Raw genomic sequence first — 19,908 nt, forward strand, 5'->3', positions numbered from 1 at the left:
GGCCATTGAAATGCTGCGCATTGAATGCCCGTGCTGCGGTCTGCGCGATCATGACGAGTTCCGCTATGGCGGTGACGCTTCGGTCAGGCGTCCGGCCTACAATGATCCCGATCCAGATGCTTGGTACCGCTATGTCTTTGTCAGGCCCAATCCGGCGGGCCAGCACCGGGAATTCTGGCAGCACGTGGCCGGTTGCCGAGAATGGCTGGTGGTCGAACGCGACACTCGAAACCACATCATCGCATCTGTGAACTTCGCCAGGAAATCGTTAGCATGAGTTCTAATCCGAGACGGTTGTCGGCAGGGGGTCGCGTAAGCCGCGAGCATCCGGTCACTTTCACCTTCGACGGCCGCAAGCTTGTTGGATATCGCGGTGACACACTTGCATCAGCGTTGCTCGCCAACAACGTCGCACTAGTCGGACGCAGCTTCAAATACCATCGACCGCGCGGGATTTTTTCCGCAGGACCTGAGGAACCGAATGCGCTGGTGACTCTCGGAACCGGAGGAAGGCGTGAGCCTAACCTACCGGCGACGACGCTGGAGCTAGAGGACGGCATGGTCGTAGAGAGCCAGAACCGTTGGCCGTCGCTCGCTTTGGATGTGCAAAGTATAAATGGTCTCTTTTCGCCGTTTCTGTCGGCCGGCTTCTATTATAAGACCTTCATGGGTCCGAGCCGCCGGGCCTGGATGTTTTACGAACACTTCATTCGCAAGTCGGCCGGCTTCGGCAAGGCCAGTACAGACCGGGACCCAGATCGCTACCAGGTTCAACATGCGTTTGCGGACGTCGCAATCGTCGGCGGCGGGCCGGCGGGGCTGTCGGCGGCGCGAGCCGCTGCAGCTGCGGGCGCCCGTGTCGCGATTGTCGAGCAGGACTTCCTGCTCGGCGGCCACCTGCTGACTGAGCCGCTCGACAGCGCGGCTGCCTCTTGGCTGAGGCAGACCGAAGCCGAACTAGAGAGGTCCGAAAGGCTCACGTTCATGAAGTCGACGACCGCCTTTGGAACCTATGACGGGAACGTCATAGGGTTGGTCGGGCGACATGGCGCCACCGGTCCCCGGCCCACTGGAGAAAGTAAACAGACCTTGACTATGCTTCGCGCCCGTTCGATCGTCTTTGCTGCGGGCGCCATTGAACGGCCATTGGTGTTTGCGAACAATGACAGGCCGGGCGTGATGCTTGCGTCTGCCGCTCGCGCTTACCTTAACCGATTCGGCGTTCTGCCCGGCAAGAAGGTCATCGTCGCCACTAACAATGACAGCGCCTGGCGCACCGCGTTCGATCTGGCCAATGCTGGCGCCAAGGTAACGGTTGCCGATCTGCGCACCTCCTTGCCAGCCGCACTTGTGGCGTCGGCGGCACGACTCAATGTCACAGTCCTTGCCGCGACACGCATCGTGGACGTTAGCGGTGCTCGGGCTGTGACGGGCGTGAAGCTTGCCGGACCGGACGGCCTTTCCCACGTCGCCTGCGATCTCGTGTGCATGTCGGCTGACTGGTCGCCAACTGTGCACCTCACTTCGCATTTGGGGATCAAACCCCGATATCGAGATGACATAGACGCCTTTGTTCCCGGTGCCTTTCCAACAGGCCATTTCGGGACCGGCTCGATGATGGGAGGCTGTTCGACTGCCCAAGCGATTGAAGGCGGTCACACCGCAGGCGTGGATGCGGCGTCATACTGCGGAAAGCGGGAATCGGTGCCCGCAGTTTCGAAACTCGATCTCGGGGAAACAGCAACGGAACCGGTGCGCCAACCCCCTCTCGTCGCGCGTGGGAAGGCGTTCGTTGATTTTCAGATGGACGTAACGACAAAGGACATCGAGCTCGCACATCGGGAGGGCTATGAATCAGTCGAGCACCTAAAGCGCTACACCACGCTCGGCATGGGCACCGACCAGGGCAAGACCAGCAATTTTCCAGCACTTTCAGCAATGGCAGCGCTGCGCAGCACAACAATTGCGGAAACCGGGATCACGACCTTCCGCCCGCCTTACACCCCGGTTGCCATCGGAGCGCTCGCCGGTCGTGCTATCGGGCATCATTTCAAGCCAATACGCCGCACGCCGATGCACGATTGGCATGTTAGGAATGGTGGCGAAATGCTGGAGAACGGGCTCTGGATGCGGCCCAACTTCTATCACCAGTCCGGGCGCAACGTCGACGAAGCCTATGTGGCGGAAATGCGGCATATTCGCCAAGCTGCGGGACTCGCCGACATCTCTACCTTCGGCAAGATCGACGTTCAGGGTCCGGATGCGACGATCTTCCTCGACCGCGTCTATGCCAATGGCGCTGCAAACGTGCCGGTCGGCCGCGCCAGGTACGGCCTTATGCTGCGTGACGATGGCATTGTATTCGATGATGGCACCGCGACGAGGCTGGCACAAGACCGGTACTTTCTGACCGCTTCGACCGGCAAGGCCGCCGACGTACTGCCACGTCTTGAGTTCCTACTCGATACGGTATGGCCCGAATTGCGTGTCGCTATTAGCTCTGTGAATGATGAATGGGCAGCAATGACGGTGGCTGGGCCAAAGAGCCGTGCAATCCTTAGCGCTGCATTCCCTGATTTCGACGTTTCCGATCCGGCGCTGCCGCGCATGGGGCTGCTTGAAGGCGAATGGAATGGGCATGCCCTGCGAATCCTGAGGTTGAGCTTTTCCGGCGAACGCCAATACGAAATTTACGTCGGTTCAAGTGTCGGCGAGGCCCTGTGGACCCACCTGCTCGAAGTAGGCGCGCCGCTGGGGCTCAAGCCCTGCGGGCGCGAAGCGCTGGGTGGGCTGCGCATCGAAAAGGGTCATGCCGCAGGGCCGGAAATAGATGGACGGACCACGCTTGACGATATTGGCTTCGGCCGCCTGGTGAGCAAGCGCTCCGGCTTTGTCGGTGACGTGCTCCGACGCCGCCCCAACCTTCTGGCGCAGGACAGGCAAAGGCTAGTCGGGTTGAAATGCACGGCGGCCGACAGCCGGCTGCGCGGCGGCGCGATCCTTTTCCTACCAGGCGACAAGATCGCCGGCCACGGCCGCGGGCGAGTCACCTCAGCAACCTTCAGTCCGGACCTCGGATGCTATGTCGCCTTGGCTTTGCTTGAGGGCGATGTCGCGGCGGAAGGAAACGAGGTCGTCGTCGTCTATCCGATCAAGGGCGAAATGGTGCGCGCCCTCGTCGTCTCGCCAGTATTTCTCGATCCGCAAGGAGAGCGGCAGCATGGATAGCCACACCCCAGTTAATAACTTCAGCCTGTCAACGGCCGACTGCGCGCTTTCCCAGGTCGAGGGATGGGAAAGCACGTTGGCGGAATTTGAGGCGAGCGTCTCAGCTTTGCTGGGCATCAGGCTTCCAGCTTCCGTGGGAGAGACAGTTCGTCACAAAGGCCTTCATGTTATCCGCATTGCCCCTCGCCGTCTCTGGCTGCTTGGCGACGATGGCTCTGCGGCGCCTTCACTTGCCATCGACCCTGCCATCGGCTGTTCGGTCGCCCTTGACGAAGGTCGTGTGCGCCTGAAAATGGCGGGATCTAACATTGCGCGGGTTCTTTCCGGATGTTTCGCCGTCGACTGGCATGCGCCAACGGCGGCTCCTGGTCGGGCAGTGCAGACGTCCTTCCACAAAGTGCCTGTGCTCTTGCTACGCACCGGTGAGACGACGTGCGAGCTCGTCGTGCCGCGAAGTTTCGCACGCAGTCTTTCAGACTGGGTTGCCGAGGGTTGATCGACGAGTCGGGTGCAAGGGTTCAGCGGCCCCTCGACCGTCCTCCGCCCGTTCCGCGACCTTTCGAAGTCCCGCGCGAGTATCAAAAAGCGTGTGAATTGTCACAAATCGGCTGTGCGGGCCAGATGATGGAACGGACTTCTGAATGAAAACCTATGTACTCACGGTCTCGTGCGAATCGCGGCGCGGGATCGTTGCTGCGATCTCTGGATATTTGGCAGGGAAAGGCTGCAATATAGTAGACAGTGCTCAGTTTGATGATTTAAATACCGGCAAGTTTTTCATGCGCGTATCCTTTATGTCAGAAGAGGGCGTCGACCACCACACGTTGATCGACGGCTTTGGGGCTGTCGCCTGCGAATTCAAGATGGACGCGAGAATTCACGACGTCTCCAGGCGAATGAAGGTCCTGGTGATGATTTCTCGTTTTGGACACTGTCTCAACGATCTGCTCTATCGCTGGAAGATCGGCGCGCTACCGATCGAGATCGTCGGAGTCGTCTCAAATCATTTTGAGTATCAGAAGATAGTGGTCAACCATGGTATTCCTTTCCACTGCATCAAGGTCACGAAGGAAAACAAGCCGAAGGCGGAAGCTGAACTGATCGAGATCGCCGAGCAGACCGGCGCGGAACTGATCGTGCTTGCTCGCTATATGCAGGTGCTCTCTAATGTGCTTTGCAAGAAGATGTCGGGGCGGATCATCAACATCCACCATTCTTTCCTGCCGAGCTTCAAAGGAGCCAACCCGTACAAGCAGGCCTATGAGCGCGGCGTAAAGCTGATCGGTGCGACGGCGCACTACGTCACCGCCGATCTCGATGAGGGGCCGATCATCGAGCAGGATATCGCCCGCATCACCCATGCGCAGAGCGCCGAGGACTATGTCTCGATCGGCCGCGACGTCGAGAGCCAAGTGCTAGCCAGAGCTATCCACGCGCATATCCATCACCGCTGTTTCATCAACGGCAACCGCGTTGTCGTCTTTCCCCCGAGCCCAGGATCCTATGCGTCGGAAAGGATGGGATGAGCCATGGCCTCTATCATAGATGGTAAACGCATCGCCGCAGCGATTATCGATAGTGTCAAGGCAGGCGCTATCTCGCTCCAAGCGAAAAGCGGCATCCAACCTAGCCTCGCAGTAATTGTCGTGGGTGATGACCCGGCGAGCCATGTTTATGTTAATGCGACAGGCAAGATGGCCGACTATTGTGGCTTCCGCTCGGTGCAGCACACTCTGCCGGGCGAAACCACACAGGATGAACTCTGAACACTTATCATCTCACTTAATGCTGTCGAATCCATTCATGGAAATTCTCGTGCAACTCCCATTGCCAAAGCATCTCGACGCGGGACCAATTGTGCAGTCGATCCGGTCAGAGAAGGATGTGGACCTCCACGTCGTCAACGTCGGTAGCTACTGGCGACCTGAAAACCGGCATGGTCTCGTGCACCCCGGCAGGGACAATGGTCTTCGTTAGGCGGGTCTATGGCGACGATCTTTCCGGTCGAAATGCGGTCGTCATTGGGCGGTCCCCAAACTTGTTCGGAAAACCAATGGCACAGCTACTGCTGAACGCCAATGCAACAGTCACGGTCGCTCATTCGCGCACCACGGATCTCCCTTTGATATGCCGCCAGGCGGATATTCTCGTAGTAGCTGTCGGTCGCCCCGAAATGATAGCCAGCTGGCTGAAACTTGGTGCCACCGTGATCGATGTAGGCATCAACCGTATCCATGCCCCGGAGGCAGGTGAAAGCAAGTTGCGTCTTGTGGGTGATGTCGCTTTCAAAGAGGCTGAGAAAATTGCTGCGTTCATTACCCCCGTCCCAGGCGGGGTTGGCCCAATGACGATCGCGATGCTGATGGCCAACACACTGAAAGCTGCTCAAATCCACTCCGGTGTCTCAACTGGACTAGCCTAGGATCCGGACTCAATTGAGCCACCAGTTATGGCGACGGCGAGATGGACGCCAGCCAGGAACCTTGCGAGCTTGTCGTATCGGGTAGCGGTGCGGCGGAAGTCTTTGAGCTGGGCGAACATCCGTTCGTTGAGAGTGGTGGTGAGTAGGAAAAACGAGAAATAAGCGCCATGCGTAGTCCACCTCGAGCGCCACCTGCTTCCTATCGCGCGCTCAAGTACCAGGATCACCGGTGCGGTAGCGGAATCGCGCGATCACGTCATCCAGTGGTACGCCCATGGCCCGCTCTAGGTTCGCCCAGTAATACTCGGCACTAGCGAGTAGCTCCTCGCTCTGGTCAGGTGCGCGTTCAGCCTTCCAGTACCTGATCAACGCGAGCATGGTGAGCCGCGCGAGAGCCGCAACTGGCAAAAGTGGAAGTTCTGACTCCTTTATCGGCCGGCTCTGCTTCGTACCCGGCGACAAAGGCAAAGGCATCCTGCCAAGGGTGATCCTGAGAGCGGCCAATCAGGTGCGCGACCGTATTGGCAGGGTCAAAGATCATCGCGCTATGGACAGTGTCACCAAAGTCAAGGATGGCCGCCACGAAGACATCGCTGTGCGGATCCACTACGACATTGTTGGGAGCGTAGTCACCGTGGATCACTTGCATTTCAAGGCTAGGCAGCCTCGGCAGCACGACTTCTTCGAAGAGCTTGAAGACCCGTTGAGCCAGCAGTCGGTGCTTGGGGTGTGGCGCGTACTCAACAAGTCCCGCCCAATGGGGAAAGCGCCTCGGCTTCGAGATCGGCCGCTCAGCCGGTCGTGTGAGCCGTATGCTGTCCAGCCTTTTCGACGCTGGCTTGATCACCATGCAGGATAGCAGCAATTACAAGCGCTACCCGGTGCGCAACGGCGAATGCGCAATTTTAGATGGTTGCGGCATCGATATGCGGATACTCATCCCCGCTATCGTGAGCTCTACCAGCTCGTGCGGCCGGCCCAAGGCCGAAAAATCGGCGGCGAGCGCAGCATTGCGCCGCTATCACGGCGAGATCATTGATGAATCGGGACTATTTCTGGCTGACGGAGGAGCAGTTGGCCAAGTTGCAGGCGTATCTTCCCACCGACACGCGAGGGTAGCCGCGGGTTGATGACCGCCGGGTGATCAGCGGCATTGTCCAGGTCATCAGGAGCGGCGGGCGCTGGGTCGATGCGGCTGAGGTCTACGGTCCGAGGAAGACACTCTACAACCGTTTCCAGCGCTGGGCCGCTAAGGGCGTATGGAGCGACATCTTCCGTGCGCTCGCCAGTGCCGGAGGACCGCCCGCGCAGATACTCATTGACTCCTCAGCCGTGCGGGCACATCGCTGCGCAGCGGGCGGTAAAGGGGGGAGTGCGGCCAAGCCATAGGCCGCTCGCGTGGCGGCCGTACCACCAAGATCCACGCTCTGACCGACGGGCTGCGGCGGCCTGTTGCCTTCATGCTGACGGGCGGCAACGTCGCCTACTGCAAGGCAGGCGAAGCCCTGCCTGAACAGTTGCCAGATACCGGCCTCGTCAACGCCGACAAGGGCTACGACAGCAACGCCATACGCCAGCAGATCGGCGACCGAGGAGCTTTCGCCAACAGCCCGCCCAAGGACAATCGCATCTGGAATTCGGCGCTCTGGCCGCCGCACGATGGGGTTAGGAGAGCGAGGCGTCTCAATCTGTTTCACGAGCTTGCCGGGTTTGGTGGGCAGGTTCGAGCTTCTTAACGATTTCGCCCCGGTCTCTCGTGGCGGCGCTCAGGCAACGCCGCCGAAACCCACCGCAGAAAGCCGCCACCCAAAGTCATAGCCACCGCGGCCTTGGCGGCATTGAGGGGGGTGCGGATTTGCAGTGTCGCACAATCTCACGACTTCCTCAGATGCTCGGCTGATCGAGTCCTGTTGCCGACCGCCTCAAATATTGAGGCCATCTCGCGTGAGGTCGTCCATGACCGAGCGGACGGCGCTTTCAGCGATCGCAATAATCTCCTCGACCTCAGCCTTCGTTGTCACGAGCGCTGGGGCAAAGCCCAGAATGTCACCATGGGGCATGGCGCGCGCGATGAGGCCGCGCTCGCGTGCTGCCTTGGAGATGCGCGCGCCGACCTTGAGTGTCGGATCGAAACGTTTCCTGTTGTCGCGATCGGCGACGAATTCGATTGCGCCCATCAAGCCAACGCCCCGCACTTCGCCGACGATTGGCAACTGCGCAAATTTCTCCTTCAACTGCGCCTGGAAGAAGGCACCTACCTCACGAGCATTCGCGGGGAGGTTTTCTTTCTCGACAATGTCGAGAACCGCGTTGGCCGCGGCAGCCCCAATCGGATGACCTGAATAAGTGTAGCCGTGGGAGAATGCGCCGACCTTGTCTGCCCCGTCCTCCAGGACCTTGTATACCTTCTCACCAACGATTGCCGCTGAAAGCGGAAAATAAGCCGAGGTCAGACCCTTCGCGACCGTTATGAGGTCTGGCTCAATGGCATAGTGCTGCGATCCGAACATGGAGCCTGTTCGACCGAAACCGGTGATCACCTCATCGGCAATGAGCAGAACATCATGCTTCTTAAGCACGGCTTGGATTGCCGCCCAATAACCTTCTGGCGGAGGCGTAATGCCACCAGTGCCGAGCACCGGCTCGCCGATGAAGCCGCCGACATTGTCCGGCCCCAAGCGCTCGATCAGCTGATCGAGCTCCTCGGCACGCCGCGTTGAGAACTCGCGTTCGGTCTCGCCCGGGTTTGCGCCCCAGTAATGATGCGGAACACCTGTGTGAACGATCTGCGGGAGCGGCAGGTCCATATGGTCGTGGTAAAAGCTCATCCCGGTCATCGAGCCGGAGACTACGCTGCATCCGTGATAGCCCCGTTCACGGGAGATAATCTTCTTCTTGCTCGGCTTGCCGCGCAGGTTGTTGTAGTACCAGACCAGCTTTGCTTGGGTCTCGTTCGCATCCGAGCCCGACATACCATAGAAAACCTTGCTCATCTTTCCCGGTGCCATCTTGACAAGGCGATCGGAAAGAATCGCGAGTTCGTCCGTCGTATGCGCAGCATAGGAATGATAATATGCCAAACGGAAAGCTTGACGCGAAATCGCTTCAGCAACTTCGGTGCGACCATAGCCGACATTTACGCAATAAAGACCGGCGAATCCATCGATAAACCAATTGCCGTTGGCGTCCTGAATTCGAATGCCCTGTCCCGTCTCGACAATGGTCGGGTCGCCGAGTTTGCCGGTGGCAAAATCCCTTAGCTGCGTGAAAGGATGCAAGACGCTACTTCTATCCTTCTCGCATATCTCTTTGATATTCATGGTCATTAGCTGCGTCCTTTCATGCTGCGAGATTGCCAAAACATGTGTATTTGGGCTCCAGGTACTCTGCGATGCCGTGCTTTGAGCCTTCGCGCCCCAAGCCGGACTGCTTCCATCCCCCGAACGGGATAGGCGCCCCGGTAAATTTGGGCGTGTTCACCGCGACCATGCCGTATTCAAGCCGGTCAGCCAGGCGCATGGCGCGGTTGAGGTCTCGCGTATAGACATACACCGCTAGGCCCATTTCCGAGTTATTCGCCCGGGAGAGCACTTCCTCCTCGTCGACGAAGGGGAGGATCGCAGCTACGGGACCAAAGGTCTCTTCCTTTGCTACCCGCACATCGTCAGTCACATCGGCGGGCACTGTCGGCGTCACGAAATTGCCGCCAAGTTGGCTCTCCTGTGCCCCGAGCGCCATGCGAGCACCGCTAGAAAGAGCGTCGAAAACCTGCTGGCAATATTTTTCGGCTACGGACGCCTTGGTCATTGGACCGATTTCGACCCCAGGTTCCAATCCGTGCCCGACTTTCAGTTTGGCGGCTGCGAATTCTTCTACGAAGCGCTCATAGAGGCGCTCCTGCACGTAGATCCTGTTTGCCGCCAGGCAGTCCTGACCAGACGTCGCGAATTTGGCTGACATGCACCCTTCGACCGCCGCCTCTATCGGCGCGTCGGCGAAAAGTATGAAGGGGGCGTTGCCACCAAGTTCGAGCGAAGCTCTTTTCACGGTTTTCGCAGATTGTTCGAGCAGTATTCGACCGACCTGGGTTGAACCCGTGAAAGAGAATGCCCGAACGTCGCTATGCTCTAACAGCCTCTTTGCAAGCGGAGGTGCCTCGCCCGTTATGACTTGAAACACCCCGGCAGGAAGCCCCGCCTCTTCGGCAAGACGGGCAAGTGCGAGGGCCGACAAGGGCGTTTCAGGCGCGGGCTTTACGATTATGGTGCGCCCAGCGGCCAGGGCAGCCCCTACTTTTCTGGTGATCATCGCCGAAGGAAAATTCCATGGAGTGATTGCAGCGGTCACTCCGATCGGCTGCATATCTACGCTCAGGCGACATCCGGGTAAATGGCTGGGGATGGTTTCGCCGTAGGACCGCTCGCCCTCCGCTGCAAACCAATCGAGAAAGGTAGCGGCGTATGCAATTTCACATCTTGCTTCGGCTAGTGGTTTCCCCTGTTCGCAGGTGAGGATGACAGCTAAATCTTCTACGTTTTCGCGCATGCCTGCTGCCCACCTCCGCAGATGTGCGCCACGTTCGGAAGGCAGGACATCGCGCCACCGCACGAAGGCGGTTCTTGCGTCGGAAACAGCGTTGTCGACATCTGACCGTTCGCAAGCCGCTACTTTTATCAACTCTTCGCCGGTCGCGGGACCGACGATCGCCAGTGTTTCCTGTTTTGAGAGCCACGCACCATTCAAATGAGCGCGTGTTTGCAAAAGGTCTGGCCGTTTGAGGTTCGCCAATGCAGCGCTTGCGAGGCCTTTCATTTGTAACTCCAATGCTAACGTTCGACTTTCCGTCAGGCTACGCCTCCTAAAACGTCGATCGGCAACGCAGGTGACCCCCTTAAAGCAGTTCTCCTGCGATTGATGCCATTCTACTGAGGTATTTCTTCACTCGTCGACTCGGAAATTGAAATGCCACTGGCCTGCGACAGGCACGCGAGCTCGGTTTGATGTTAGGGAAGCGGCGGGCAGGAAGGTGACGACGCGACACGCATGGCCACGCAGAAGTCGTACAATACGCCCATCCGCGGGCCTGTTGTTCCAGGCCTTCCAAGGTCTTTGTCAAAGGCTAGCACACGGGCCATGGAGCGCCGCGCGGAAAGAAATTCATGTGACCTGACGACCCCAGTCGATGCTCTATCGCGATGCCGGGCCGCGAACATGGTCTTTCGAAACGGCCGGGCCGCTGGCTCGATTCAGGTTCGGTCCGAGTACCTCACTATGGGATAAATATCCTGCAAACGGGCGCGAAACTGTGCAACGCTCCCAACAACGCAGGCTTTTTTGCCTGGAGTGGGAATGTCCACTGAAACAGCCTTCTTAGGCATGTTAGCTCTTTGAACCGAAGCTCTTCGATGGAGAAATGCCTGACCTCGTCCAGCAACAGGGGGAGCAGATCGTGGATACGAGATGGACAATGAGAATATTCCTTTTCCTACGCAGGTTTCGAGTAGGAGTCGGCTTCCCGTCGAAAGGCAGGAAGGTAAATACACCCGACTCCGCAACCGGCCGACGCCGATTGTCGTTCAAGGGCATCAACCCTGCTTAGACTAGCTACTGCCTTCCGGTGCTCGCGACGCAGCTGCCGCACGGCCCCCCTAGCTTCGCTCGATCTAATTGTCGGGGATAGAGGTCCCGACGACAGCTTATCAGGCATAACCACCTCGGCACGGATGAAAGGCAATCATTGAGTGTTGGCCGGCGAGGCACTACACAGCCGGGCAATTCTCTCACAAACTAGCTAGGTTGCAGCTTCTGAGGAGACCAGACCTCCTAGATTCGGCCACTCGCGGATCAATTCGAGGCCAAGGCCAAGAGCTTTTCGGATGTGATCAAGCTTGGCCGCACGCAGTTGCAGGACGCTGTACCGATGACGCTGGGCCAGGAATTCCAGGCCTTCGCGAAGACGCCGCGGGAAGATATAGCTCGTCTCGGGAGATCGCCGCCTTCTTCCATGAAATCAATCTAGGGGCACCGCGATTGGCAGGGGTATCAATACGAATGCGGACTATCAGGCTGCAGTTATTGCGGAGTTGCAAGCGATTTCCGGCTTTGCGTTTGTTGCCGGCTGGAAATTTGGTCGAAGCCAGCGGGATACCGGTGCCTCGTGCTCTTCTCTGCTGAAGCGGACGGCGACCAAGCTATCGAAGATATGCAACGATCGGCGTCTGCTATCGAGTGGTCCTCGCGGCGGCCTGTGCGAAATCCCATTGCCGCCGCTCCAGCCCGGGTCGTCGATCATGCCCGGAAAGGTCAATCCCGTTATACCGGAAGTGGTCAACCGGGTGGCTTTCCAGTGATCCTACCAACACTCTTGCTCCGAAGCCGGCCAGCTTTAGTTGAACGTGATGGAACCGATCATCGCGTACAACATCATGCATTCGCTGGAGCTTCTGATCAATGCCGTTGATGTGTTGCGGATGAAATGTGTAGGGGTATTACTGCAAAATCCAGAGATCTGCTGGAAACACTTGGAAGCCAGTACCGCCGTCGCAACCGTGTTGATGCCTACGATCGGTCACGAGCGGGCAGCACTGTTTGCCAAAGAGATCTTGGCTTCCGGCAAAACCATTGGCGAAATTCTAACGACCAGCCGGAGCTTTCCGATCGAGCTAATCGCACAGGTCGCCGATCCCCACCTTTTGACCCGACCAGCGTGATTACGAATGGCTTGAAATTTGGCATGCCGAGATTGATAAATCCAGTTTTTGCGCAGCAGAATCGCGGGTAGACCTGCTCGCTGGCGGTCTATTGGCCAAGCCGTGTTTGAAGCTTCGCGTCTGTGAAGATAAGCGGCCCCTCAGACGGGGTGGCGGCTTTCCAGATAGGGCGTAAGGTGGAATGACCGCCGAGTGAATATCTTTACGAAAAGGGTTTCGGACCGAGTTCAAGGTACGGATTGGTAACAAGGCTGCACGACAAGATCTGTCGGCGCGCCCTGGAGCGGGCCGAGAATGACCCAACGTTGACTGTGGGTTTCATCCGGCGCTTTCGTCGCCAACAAGATCCGCGCCGCGATACTGCGCAGTCTTCGGGGACTGTGTGGCCCACCGCGTAATGATAGCGCTTTCCCTCAGTGATGGGGCACATAACTGCGAAGCTCAATGGCGTGGATTGCCGAAGACTTCGCAGTCACATGTCTGCCGAGCAGATGGACTGGTCGCGCAAATCAGAGAAACAGCACGAGGAAACGGATCGAATGGATAGAAGTAGGCGCAAGGTTCTCGTTACCGGTGGCAGCAAGGGGCTGGGTTTCGCGATCGCGAGAAAGCTATCGGAAGATGGCTCCCAATTGGTCATCTGTGGTCGCGAGCAGTCTAGATTGGATTCGGCTATCGATGAGCTAAAAGACAATTCGAGATCCTTGGTTGCTCACGGCATAGTCGCCGATCTTTCGCAACGCTCGGATGTGGACATGCTGTTCAATCGAACACTGGAGCTACTGGGAGGGCTCGATTGCCTAGTCGTGAATTCTGGTCACGCGCCATACGGAACTATCGACTCATTGAATGACAGTGATTGGGATCACTCCTATGACATGTTGCTTATGAGTGCGGTCCGACTTTCGCGAGCTGCAGCAAGGGTGATGCAAGCGTCGGACGGAGGAGATATCATCTTCATTACGTCTACCGGCGTTCATGAAGCGACAGATCACCGGCTTGCGTCTAATGTCATGCGGGCCGGGATCGCAGTAGTAGCGAAGCACCTCGCAGATTTTGTTTCAGGGACTGGTGTTCGTGTAAACGTTGTAGCGCCAGGCTATTTTAATACGGGCAGGGTACGCACGAGAATTGAGGACCTGATGAATAATGAGGGACTTGATTTCCCGTCTGCCACTAGGCGGATTGCGACCGCAAATCCCCTGGGACGGATCGGAATGGCCAATGAGCTTGCGGAACTGATCGCATTCATGGTGGGCGGTCGCGCAACATACCTGAACGAAACCACTATCACGATTGATGGGGGCAGCAGTCGCATTGTTACTTAATTCCTGCGACTGACGCAGTGACGCAGACTTAACAGAAAATCAACTCCGGTCTTGCGGCGCACAAAGCGCGAAATCTGGAGTTCTTTACAGGGCTCGCTGCTGCCGCCTTGCAGTACGACCCAGTTGGGAGGGAGATTTACTCGCACACGGAACTGATTGCCTACTTCGGGATCGGCACCCGGTTCAGGCAAAAAACTCGGCGCGTCGCCTATCACGGTTCTCCAACCGTTGAGCCGCAGATCGCAGACCTCATCGTCGCTAAGCGCTCGAAGCGCCATAGGCCGATCACTGGCTTCTGGACTGGATATTATCTGCGGAATGAGCGCTGCCTGTCTGAGGCGCGGCGATCCGCACCAACCTCTGCGCACCGCCACCTGGTCAGATCAACATGTCACGGTTCGCTGCAAATAGGCTCTGTTTCAGGCCATCAATGCCTGATCGTGAGCGGGCACTCACTGTCATTTAACTGCATTGTGCGCGGATGACTACAAAAATGCAGATATTCTGCTCCGCGAAGGGGCGTTTCGAGCCAAGCAGGTCTTTCACACCTGCTAGCGTTGCCGGCCATATAGATGGCATTGATATGTGAACTTCTACCCGGCGATGCGCCGCCCATTGTTGGTTTTGCACAGCCATTGCAACGTGGCTTCTGCGCCTTCAGTGAGGCTGAGAAGCCATCCCTCGGGTGCAACAATATAACATCTATAAAGATGCGAACTTGAAGGGAACGATTAATGAAGATTGCGCGAATTGAAAGCAGAATCCTNCAATATAACATCTATAAAGATGCGAACTTGAAGGGAACGATTAATGAAGATTGCGCGAATTGAAAGCAGAATCCTGGAGATTCCAGTTAAAAAGGTTGTCCGGACCGGGATCGGTGCGATTGACCGCATCGCGAACGTCTTCGTGCGGATATATACAGATGACGGTATTGTTGGTATTGGGGAAGCTGGGCCTTGGCCCGTGGTAACCGAAACGTTGGCTGACACGAGATCGGCGGTCGACGAAAACTTTGCTCCTGCGTTGATAGGCGCAGATCCTGTCGCAATCGGGTTCATCCATTCCAAGATGGATGGACTAGTGCATGGCTGCGGTTGTTCTAAAAGTGCGCTCGACATGGCGTTGTACGACGTAGTCGGAAAAGCCCTGGGGCAGCCGGTTTACATGTTGCTGGGTGGCGCGCATCGAACGCAGTTCAGGTTGAGCAAGTCACTAGGGTCTCAGGTCATCTCACACGACGTCAATGAAATGGAGTCTTTGCTTCGTGACGGGATAGGCACTTTCAAAATAAAAATGGGCCTGTTGCCACCCACCGAAGATTTAGAGAGAGCACGAGCACTCCGGAAGCTTGCTGGCCCAATCACCGATATCCGCCTCGATTACAATCAGAGCCTATCGATGTCGGAAGCGGTAAGAGTTCTTGAACGCGCGTGTGAGATCGAGCCGACCTTTATTGAGCAGCCTTTGCCTCGATGGAACATCGACGGCCTCACACACTTGTCCGCGAGGATCTCAGCTCCCATCGCTGCAGACGAGAGCTTGTTCACCGTGCATGACGCGTTCACTCTGTCCACGCGCGCAGCGGCGAAGGTCTTCTGCCTCAAACTCTCTAAACATGGAGGGCTGTATAGGACAAAAATAGTTGCTGGAATTGCCGAGGCGGCCGGCATCAACTGCCATTTCTCTACTATGAACGAAACAAGCCTAGGATGTGCGGCGACNTGGAATTGCCGAGGCGGCCGGCATCAACTGCCATTTCTCTACTATGAACGAAACAAGCCTAGGATGTGCGGCGACGCTACACTTAGCTGCTAGCGTAAACAACGGAATAGATGCCTGCGATCTTTATCTTCCAAAGTACCTCATGGATGGAGACATAGTTCGAGAGCCGCTCGTGATTTCCAATGGACGAATGGTGGTGCCACACGGGGTTGGCCTTGGAGTGGACATCGACGAGAGCGCGCTCGAAAAATTCACCGTAAAAGGGTCAGTCGTCGTAACCTCTGCTAAATGATCGGGTGTGTAGGGAACGCCTTCTCTGAGTTGGGGAGGTATAGTTAGTTGCGGTCACGGGCACCTTGGCCTGACCGTTTTGCCCCGAAATCCCTACCTGAAATTTAGGGAGCGGGTCCACCAATTCGGCGCTTGAGCGGCGATGTACATAGAACCATGGCTCTCGCACGGATGTCAGTATAACCGCCTTCATTTGCCGGCATCTGCGCTCAATGCCGGAAAGAAGGCCGTCAAGGAAATCTGCGCCCGTCTCCCGCAGCTCACGACGAGGAAGTCGCGCTCGTCCGCCGCGCAAGATCCCGCGCACACTGTTCTCGGGATCCCTCAGCTTCGATTGAATGAGCTTGCACGCGTCAGCATCTCTTGCGCGGCCAGCGACTTGCAATGCACCGGTTGGAACCAGCCAAGCCGCATCAGCTGCCCGATCCCACGCGCGTAATTGCGGTGCGACTTCACCGGCGTCGCCTTGGAGGTCACGCGGACATGCCGCGTCTCCAGCAACTCCACCGCCAGTCCCGCTTGCCACTGCGCCAAGCAGACTGCGCGCCGAGCGCGCCGCTCACAGCGCCGTAGCGCAGCGAGCGGCTTGCTTGGCGCCGGTGGCCCCATCAAGGTCGGCAGGGTCGGTGCGGTCAAGTTTGACGACCGGAGCCGCGAGTACACCGAAGGCATGCCCGATCTGGCCGAGATCTTTGATCCGCTGCTGGACGCGACAAGCTGCGCCAGCGCTTTGGCGCTCTGCGCTGCAAGCTTCTGATGCTCGCAGAATTCGACGAGCCGCCGGCTGAGCAAGATTCCCGGTGTCGGTGCTGTGGTTGCGCTGGCCTATACCCCGACGATCGACATTCCGGCCCGCTTTAAGAACTCCTGAGCGGTCGGGCCGATCTTGGGGCTAGCTGGTGCTCAGGGAGTCGGGCGAACGCCAGGACGGAAATCATGCCGGTCGCCGGCTGAAAACTTGAGAAACATCGCCCCGACAGACGAGGCTACACAAGTTCTCACCTACGGTGGAATAGCTGTCATTCGCGGGACGGGGATGAGGTGAGTTCGTCGATTGGCTGGCTTGTGCCCCAGCATCGGGCAATCAAGGCGCTCGACAGATTGTTCCACTCCATTCTTCTGGATCCCATTGAGGGCCAGGGCCAGAGAGCCGACCCCGGAGAGAACTTCAAACCGTCGAAATTAGAGAAGGCAATCAGTCAAGACCACGGAAAGCGGCGGAATTCGGAGCTTCGACGCCGGAAAGAAGATCAACGGGCGCATCGTTTGCGACACATCGGCCTGATGGTCGGTCTCGTGGTCCACGCCGCCGATATCCAAGACCGAGACGGCGCACCGGCTGCCCTCATGACCATTCTCGAACGCTGGCCGTGGCTGCGACACCTATTCGCCGACGGCGGTTATGCCGGACCGAAGCTTAAGGGCGGGATGCAAAAGAACGGCACGTTCACCCTGGGGATTGTCGAGCGGACGGCCAAAGCCAAGGGCTTCGAAGTCCTGCCGCGCCGCTGTCCTGCCCGCCTCGATGATCGAACGGCGGACGGCGCGGGGTGAATAGGTCGAACAGTTTTTCGCCGTCGCCCCAGCGGATCGCCCGTTGCCGCGATGCTAGAGCACTGTGATTGATGAATCGATTGTGATGTGACGGCTGCGTTTTGTGCTGATTCAACGTCCAGCTCGATGGAGGTTGACGATGGGAAGAGCATTTAGCGTGGATCTTCGGTCGCGGGTCTTGAACGCTTCGGATGAGGGCATGTCGGCGCGGCAAGCGGCGGCGCGGTTCGGCGTGGGAGTGTCCAGCGCGATCCGCTGGATTGCGCGGGCGAAGATCGGCGAACTGGCGCCACGCCCGCAGGGCCGCCGCCGCGCCTCCAGCCTCGATGCGCATGAAGCCTTCATCGTCGGCTTGATCAAGGAGCGCAAGGACATCACGCTGAACGAGATGGTGGAGCGGCTCGTCGCCGAGCAGTCGGTGCGGATCAGCCGCAGCGCCTTGAGGGCCTGGCTTCGCGGCCACGGCTGGACATTCCGAAAAAAGTCCGCGCACGCACTGGAGCAGGATCGCCCCGACATTCTGAAGCGGCGCCGGGACTGGTTCGACGGCCAGCTCGACCTCGATCCGGCGAAGCTCGTGTTCATCGATGAGAGTGTGCTGCAGAGGCACGGAAGGAGTTCAGTATGAACTAACCCCGTACGTGAAGCTGCGTGAATGATGGAGGACGGCCCTCCGGGATCGGCTTTCAGGAGCGGGTCTCAAACCAGTCCGAGCTGCTGCGGTAAAGAGCCGTGGTGGTGAGCGTCGGATGAAACGTTCGGACGAAATTCGAGCAGGTGCATGTCCGAAAGACGAACGAAGTGAACCCTCCGAAGACGCGTCGTTATGAACTTAAGTGTCGTCGAAACCAGGATCGTCTCATCATCCTGGGACAAGTCCGCCGGGTGCCTGATGACCGGGCGGGCGGCGACCGGCGTAGAGGGGGCGTGAGTTGGACATAGGCTTTCACGGGAACTGCAGGAACCAGGCTAAGCTCAAGTGTCCGGCCTCTGTTGCGGCTGTCACATGCCGCGGGCCCGTATGGGAGTTCGCGGATCGGGTCCAATTCAACCTGGCGCGCTCAAGGCGCGTATCCATGATCTGGTTTTCCCGATTCCGTCTCGTTGACCGTTGCGCCATACTCTCCGTTCGACCTTCTCACACCATGGCAGCCTGCTCGAGGAGCGGACTATCCTGCTATGGCCGGCGTTCGATAGGTTCCGCCTTTGGCCATTAATGCCCACACGATGCGCGCCGTCTTGTTGGCCAAGGCGACGATGACCAGCATGGGTGGCTTGCGCTCAAGCATTCGCGAAAGCCACGGATTCCCGGTCGACCCCTTCCGCATGGCCCAGCGCACAGCGGCGCTGGCCCCAATTATCAGCAGCCGTCGCAGGGTTCGCTCGCCCCTGCGGGATGTCTCGCCGAGCTTTTGCTTGCCGCCCGAAGAACGTTGCAGCGGCGTTAGTCCGAGCCATGCCGCGAAGTCCCGGCCTGTCTTGAAGGTCTGAGCGGACGGGGCCAACGCGGCAAGCGCCGTCGCGGTGATCGGTCCTATACCGGGAATCGTCATCAAGCGCTTGGCTTCCGCATCCTCTCTGGCGCGCCGGCCAATCTCTCGGTCGAGCTCGGCCACTCTCGCATCCAGCGACCGCAATTGCTCAACGAGTAAAGACAGGATCGGGCCGGCGGCTTCGGGGACAGTAGGGTCCATCTGCTCGATCGCCGTAACAAGTTTAGTGACGTGGAAGAGGCCTTGCGCAGCCACAAGTCCAAATTCCGCAAGATGGCCGCGTATTGCATTGATCGTCTGAGTCCGCTGGCGAACCACAAGATCGCGGACGCGGAACACAATGGCCGCGGCCTGTTGCTCTTCGCTCTTCACCGCCACGCCGCAGGCGCGAGCCTGCTCTACCTGCCGCCTTACAGTCCAGACTTCAATCCGATTGAGAACGCCTTCGCCAAACTCAACGCGCTGCTGCGAGCAAAGACCGAGAGAACCATCAAGGCTTTGTGGGACGCGGTCGGCGCGGTCGTCGACCTCTTCACCCCAGCCGAATGTGCCAACTACTTCAAAGCCGCAGGATTAAACAGGACGTGCTCTAGATCCTCGGAAAACCGCGCCAGCATTTCGAAGATGGCGTCCTTGTTGTGCAGGCAGAGGTCGCGCCAGCGCCAGAATTAGGAAAGCCTCTCCAGCGCATCCCGATCGGGTGTCCGGCAGCGGCGTGAAGATGCATCAGCGATTGTCGAACAGGTCGGGGAACACGGCATCCGGCCCCGACTTCTCGGTGCCCGCGAGCGGATGGCCGGGAATGAAGTGCACGCCATCAAGCACGTGCGGCTGCATCTGCGCGATGACGGACGCCTTTGTCGAGTCGACATTGGTGAGGATGGCGCCCTTCAGCGCCGGTGCTATCTCAGGCGACCGTGCCTGAAGAGCCGGCACCGAAACGATGATGAGATCGGCATCGCGAACTGCTTCGCTTGCGTCGGTGGTGTAGGATTGCCGAGACCGAGTTCTTCGCTCTCGCCAGTGTTGCCGGGCTGCGCGTCGCGATGGCTACTTGGCCAGCCAGAGCCTCGCGGCGGACAACGCGGGCCAGCGACGAGCCGATCAGGCGATACCGACCAGCGCGACCTTTTCGAACATCGGTGATGTCATGGTGC

Annotated in this window: 15 protein-coding genes and 8 pseudogenes; 16 read left to right on the forward strand and 7 right to left on the reverse strand. The window is 58.3% G+C overall.

All coding sequences use genetic code 11. From position 1 onward, the window contains the following. Window positions 1-10 precede the first annotated feature (10 nt). The 5 genes and pseudogenes from X730_RS136655 (at window position 11) to folD (ending at window position 5,650) form a co-directional block, all read left to right on the forward strand. Entirely contained in the window at window positions 11-277 is a 267-nt protein-coding gene (locus X730_RS136655) for a sarcosine oxidase subunit delta (protein WP_023827643.1), read from the forward strand. After that, window positions 274-3,228: a sarcosine oxidase subunit alpha family protein gene (locus X730_RS136650; RefSeq protein ID WP_031197468.1), complete on the forward strand. Its 2,955-nt coding sequence runs from the start codon at window positions 274-276 to the stop codon at window positions 3,226-3,228. The genes X730_RS136655 and X730_RS136650 overlap by 4 nt, the downstream gene beginning before the upstream one ends. Next, window positions 3,221-3,724, forward strand: coding sequence for a sarcosine oxidase subunit gamma family protein (locus X730_RS136645; protein ID WP_023827645.1), 504 nt, complete (start codon window positions 3,221-3,223; stop codon window positions 3,722-3,724). The genes X730_RS136650 and X730_RS136645 overlap by 8 nt, the downstream gene beginning before the upstream one ends. Before the next feature lie 145 nt (window positions 3,725-3,869). Next, window positions 3,870-4,754, forward strand: coding sequence for a formyltetrahydrofolate deformylase (purU, locus tag X730_RS136640; RefSeq protein WP_031197469.1), 885 nt, complete (start codon window positions 3,870-3,872; stop codon window positions 4,752-4,754). 3 nt (window positions 4,755-4,757) lie between these two features. Continuing rightward, window positions 4,758-5,650 (forward strand): annotated as a pseudogene (gene folD, locus X730_RS01000000164930) (bifunctional methylenetetrahydrofolate dehydrogenase/methenyltetrahydrofolate cyclohydrolase FolD). A gap of 346 nt (window positions 5,651-5,996) precedes the next feature. Here the strand turns inward: folD and X730_RS01000000164935 are convergent. Next, window positions 5,997-6,497 (reverse strand): phosphotransferase, encoded by a 501-nt coding sequence (locus tag X730_RS01000000164935; protein WP_348633136.1) that lies wholly within the window; start codon window positions 6,495-6,497, stop codon window positions 5,997-5,999. Between X730_RS01000000164935 and X730_RS1000000169305 the strand changes: the two are divergent. Beyond that, a pseudogene (locus tag X730_RS1000000169305) lies at window positions 6,463-6,534 on the forward strand (helix-turn-helix domain-containing protein); the annotation flags it as partial. The gene X730_RS01000000164935 and the pseudogene X730_RS1000000169305 overlap by 35 nt on opposite strands. A gap of 154 nt (window positions 6,535-6,688) precedes the next feature. Beyond that, window positions 6,689-7,284, forward strand: a pseudogene (locus X730_RS1000000168895) (IS5 family transposase); the annotation flags it as partial. Window positions 7,285-7,572: 288 nt separating this feature from the next. Here the strand turns inward: X730_RS1000000168895 and X730_RS136635 are convergent. After that, on the reverse strand, window positions 7,573-8,976 hold the full coding sequence (locus tag X730_RS136635; protein WP_023827652.1) for an aspartate aminotransferase family protein: 1,404 nt from the start codon (window positions 8,974-8,976) through the stop codon (window positions 7,573-7,575). Window positions 8,977-8,989: 13 nt separating this feature from the next. Continuing rightward, a complete protein-coding gene (locus X730_RS0134930; protein WP_031197471.1) occupies window positions 8,990-10,462 on the reverse strand; it encodes an NAD-dependent succinate-semialdehyde dehydrogenase in 1,473 nt (490 codons plus the stop codon). Between the two features lie 1,066 nt (window positions 10,463-11,528). On the opposite strand from X730_RS0134930, the gene X730_RS1000000169140 reads away from it, so the two are divergent. From X730_RS1000000169140 to X730_RS136625, 5 genes are all read left to right on the forward strand, one after another. Continuing rightward, window positions 11,529-11,669: a lyase family protein gene (locus X730_RS1000000169140; RefSeq protein ID WP_280816295.1), complete on the forward strand. Its 141-nt coding sequence runs from the start codon at window positions 11,529-11,531 to the stop codon at window positions 11,667-11,669. A 55-nt stretch (window positions 11,670-11,724) separates the two neighbouring features. Further along, on the forward strand, window positions 11,725-12,000 hold the full coding sequence (locus X730_RS1000000169145; RefSeq protein WP_280816306.1) for a lyase family protein: 276 nt from the start codon (window positions 11,725-11,727) through the stop codon (window positions 11,998-12,000). Window positions 12,001-12,048: 48 nt separating this feature from the next. Next, window positions 12,049-12,360 (forward strand): hypothetical protein, encoded by a 312-nt coding sequence (locus tag X730_RS1000000168900; RefSeq protein WP_023827654.1) that lies wholly within the window; start codon window positions 12,049-12,051, stop codon window positions 12,358-12,360. A gap of 476 nt (window positions 12,361-12,836) precedes the next feature. Next, a complete protein-coding gene (locus tag X730_RS136630) occupies window positions 12,837-13,688 on the forward strand; it encodes an SDR family oxidoreductase (RefSeq protein ID WP_023827655.1) in 852 nt (283 codons plus the stop codon). Window positions 13,689-14,498: 810 nt separating this feature from the next. Further along, window positions 14,499-15,506, forward strand: coding sequence for an enolase C-terminal domain-like protein (locus tag X730_RS136625; protein WP_023827656.1), 1,008 nt, complete (start codon window positions 14,499-14,501; stop codon window positions 15,504-15,506). A 522-nt stretch (window positions 15,507-16,028) separates the two neighbouring features. On the opposite strand, the gene X730_RS136620 is transcribed toward X730_RS136625, so the two are convergent. Further along, complete coding sequence (locus X730_RS136620; protein ID WP_155922542.1) at window positions 16,029-16,238, reverse strand: hypothetical protein; 210 nt, start codon at window positions 16,236-16,238, stop codon at window positions 16,029-16,031. Window positions 16,239-16,290: 52 nt separating this feature from the next. Here X730_RS136620 and X730_RS1000000167865 point away from each other — a divergent pair, with 52 nt between their 5' ends. After that, window positions 16,291-16,461 carry a hypothetical protein gene (locus tag X730_RS1000000167865; protein ID WP_023827658.1) on the forward strand — a complete coding sequence of 57 codons (171 nt, stop codon included), beginning with the start codon at window positions 16,291-16,293 and terminating at the stop codon, window positions 16,459-16,461. A 435-nt stretch (window positions 16,462-16,896) separates the two neighbouring features. After that, a pseudogene (locus tag X730_RS1000000167870) lies at window positions 16,897-17,213 on the forward strand (transposase); the annotation flags it as partial. 3 nt (window positions 17,214-17,216) lie between these two features. Here X730_RS1000000167870 and X730_RS1000000167875 read toward each other — a convergent pair. Next, window positions 17,217-17,316, reverse strand: a pseudogene (locus X730_RS1000000167875) (prephenate/arogenate dehydrogenase family protein); the annotation flags it as partial. An 81-nt stretch (window positions 17,317-17,397) separates the two neighbouring features. Between X730_RS1000000167875 and X730_RS136615 the strand changes: the two are divergent. Continuing rightward, window positions 17,398-17,859 (forward strand): annotated as a pseudogene (locus X730_RS136615) (transposase); the annotation flags it as partial. A gap of 568 nt (window positions 17,860-18,427) precedes the next feature. On the opposite strand, the gene X730_RS0134940 reads toward X730_RS136615, so the two are convergent. Next, window positions 18,428-19,129 (reverse strand): IS110 family transposase, encoded by a 702-nt coding sequence (locus X730_RS0134940; protein WP_081731686.1) that lies wholly within the window; start codon window positions 19,127-19,129, stop codon window positions 18,428-18,430. On the opposite strand from X730_RS0134940, the pseudogene X730_RS0134945 reads away from it, so the two are divergent. Further along, window positions 19,130-19,330, forward strand: a pseudogene (locus X730_RS0134945) (transposase); the annotation flags it as partial. 11 nt (window positions 19,331-19,341) lie between these two features. Here X730_RS0134945 and X730_RS1000000167015 read toward each other — a convergent pair. Continuing rightward, a pseudogene (locus X730_RS1000000167015) lies at window positions 19,342-19,903 on the reverse strand (prephenate dehydrogenase/arogenate dehydrogenase family protein); the annotation flags it as partial. Window positions 19,904-19,908: the final 5 nt, after the last annotated feature.

Origin of the sequence: Mesorhizobium sp. L103C131B0 (assembly GCF_000502275.1) — a bacterium.
GTDB lineage: Bacteria > Pseudomonadota > Alphaproteobacteria > Rhizobiales > Rhizobiaceae > Mesorhizobium.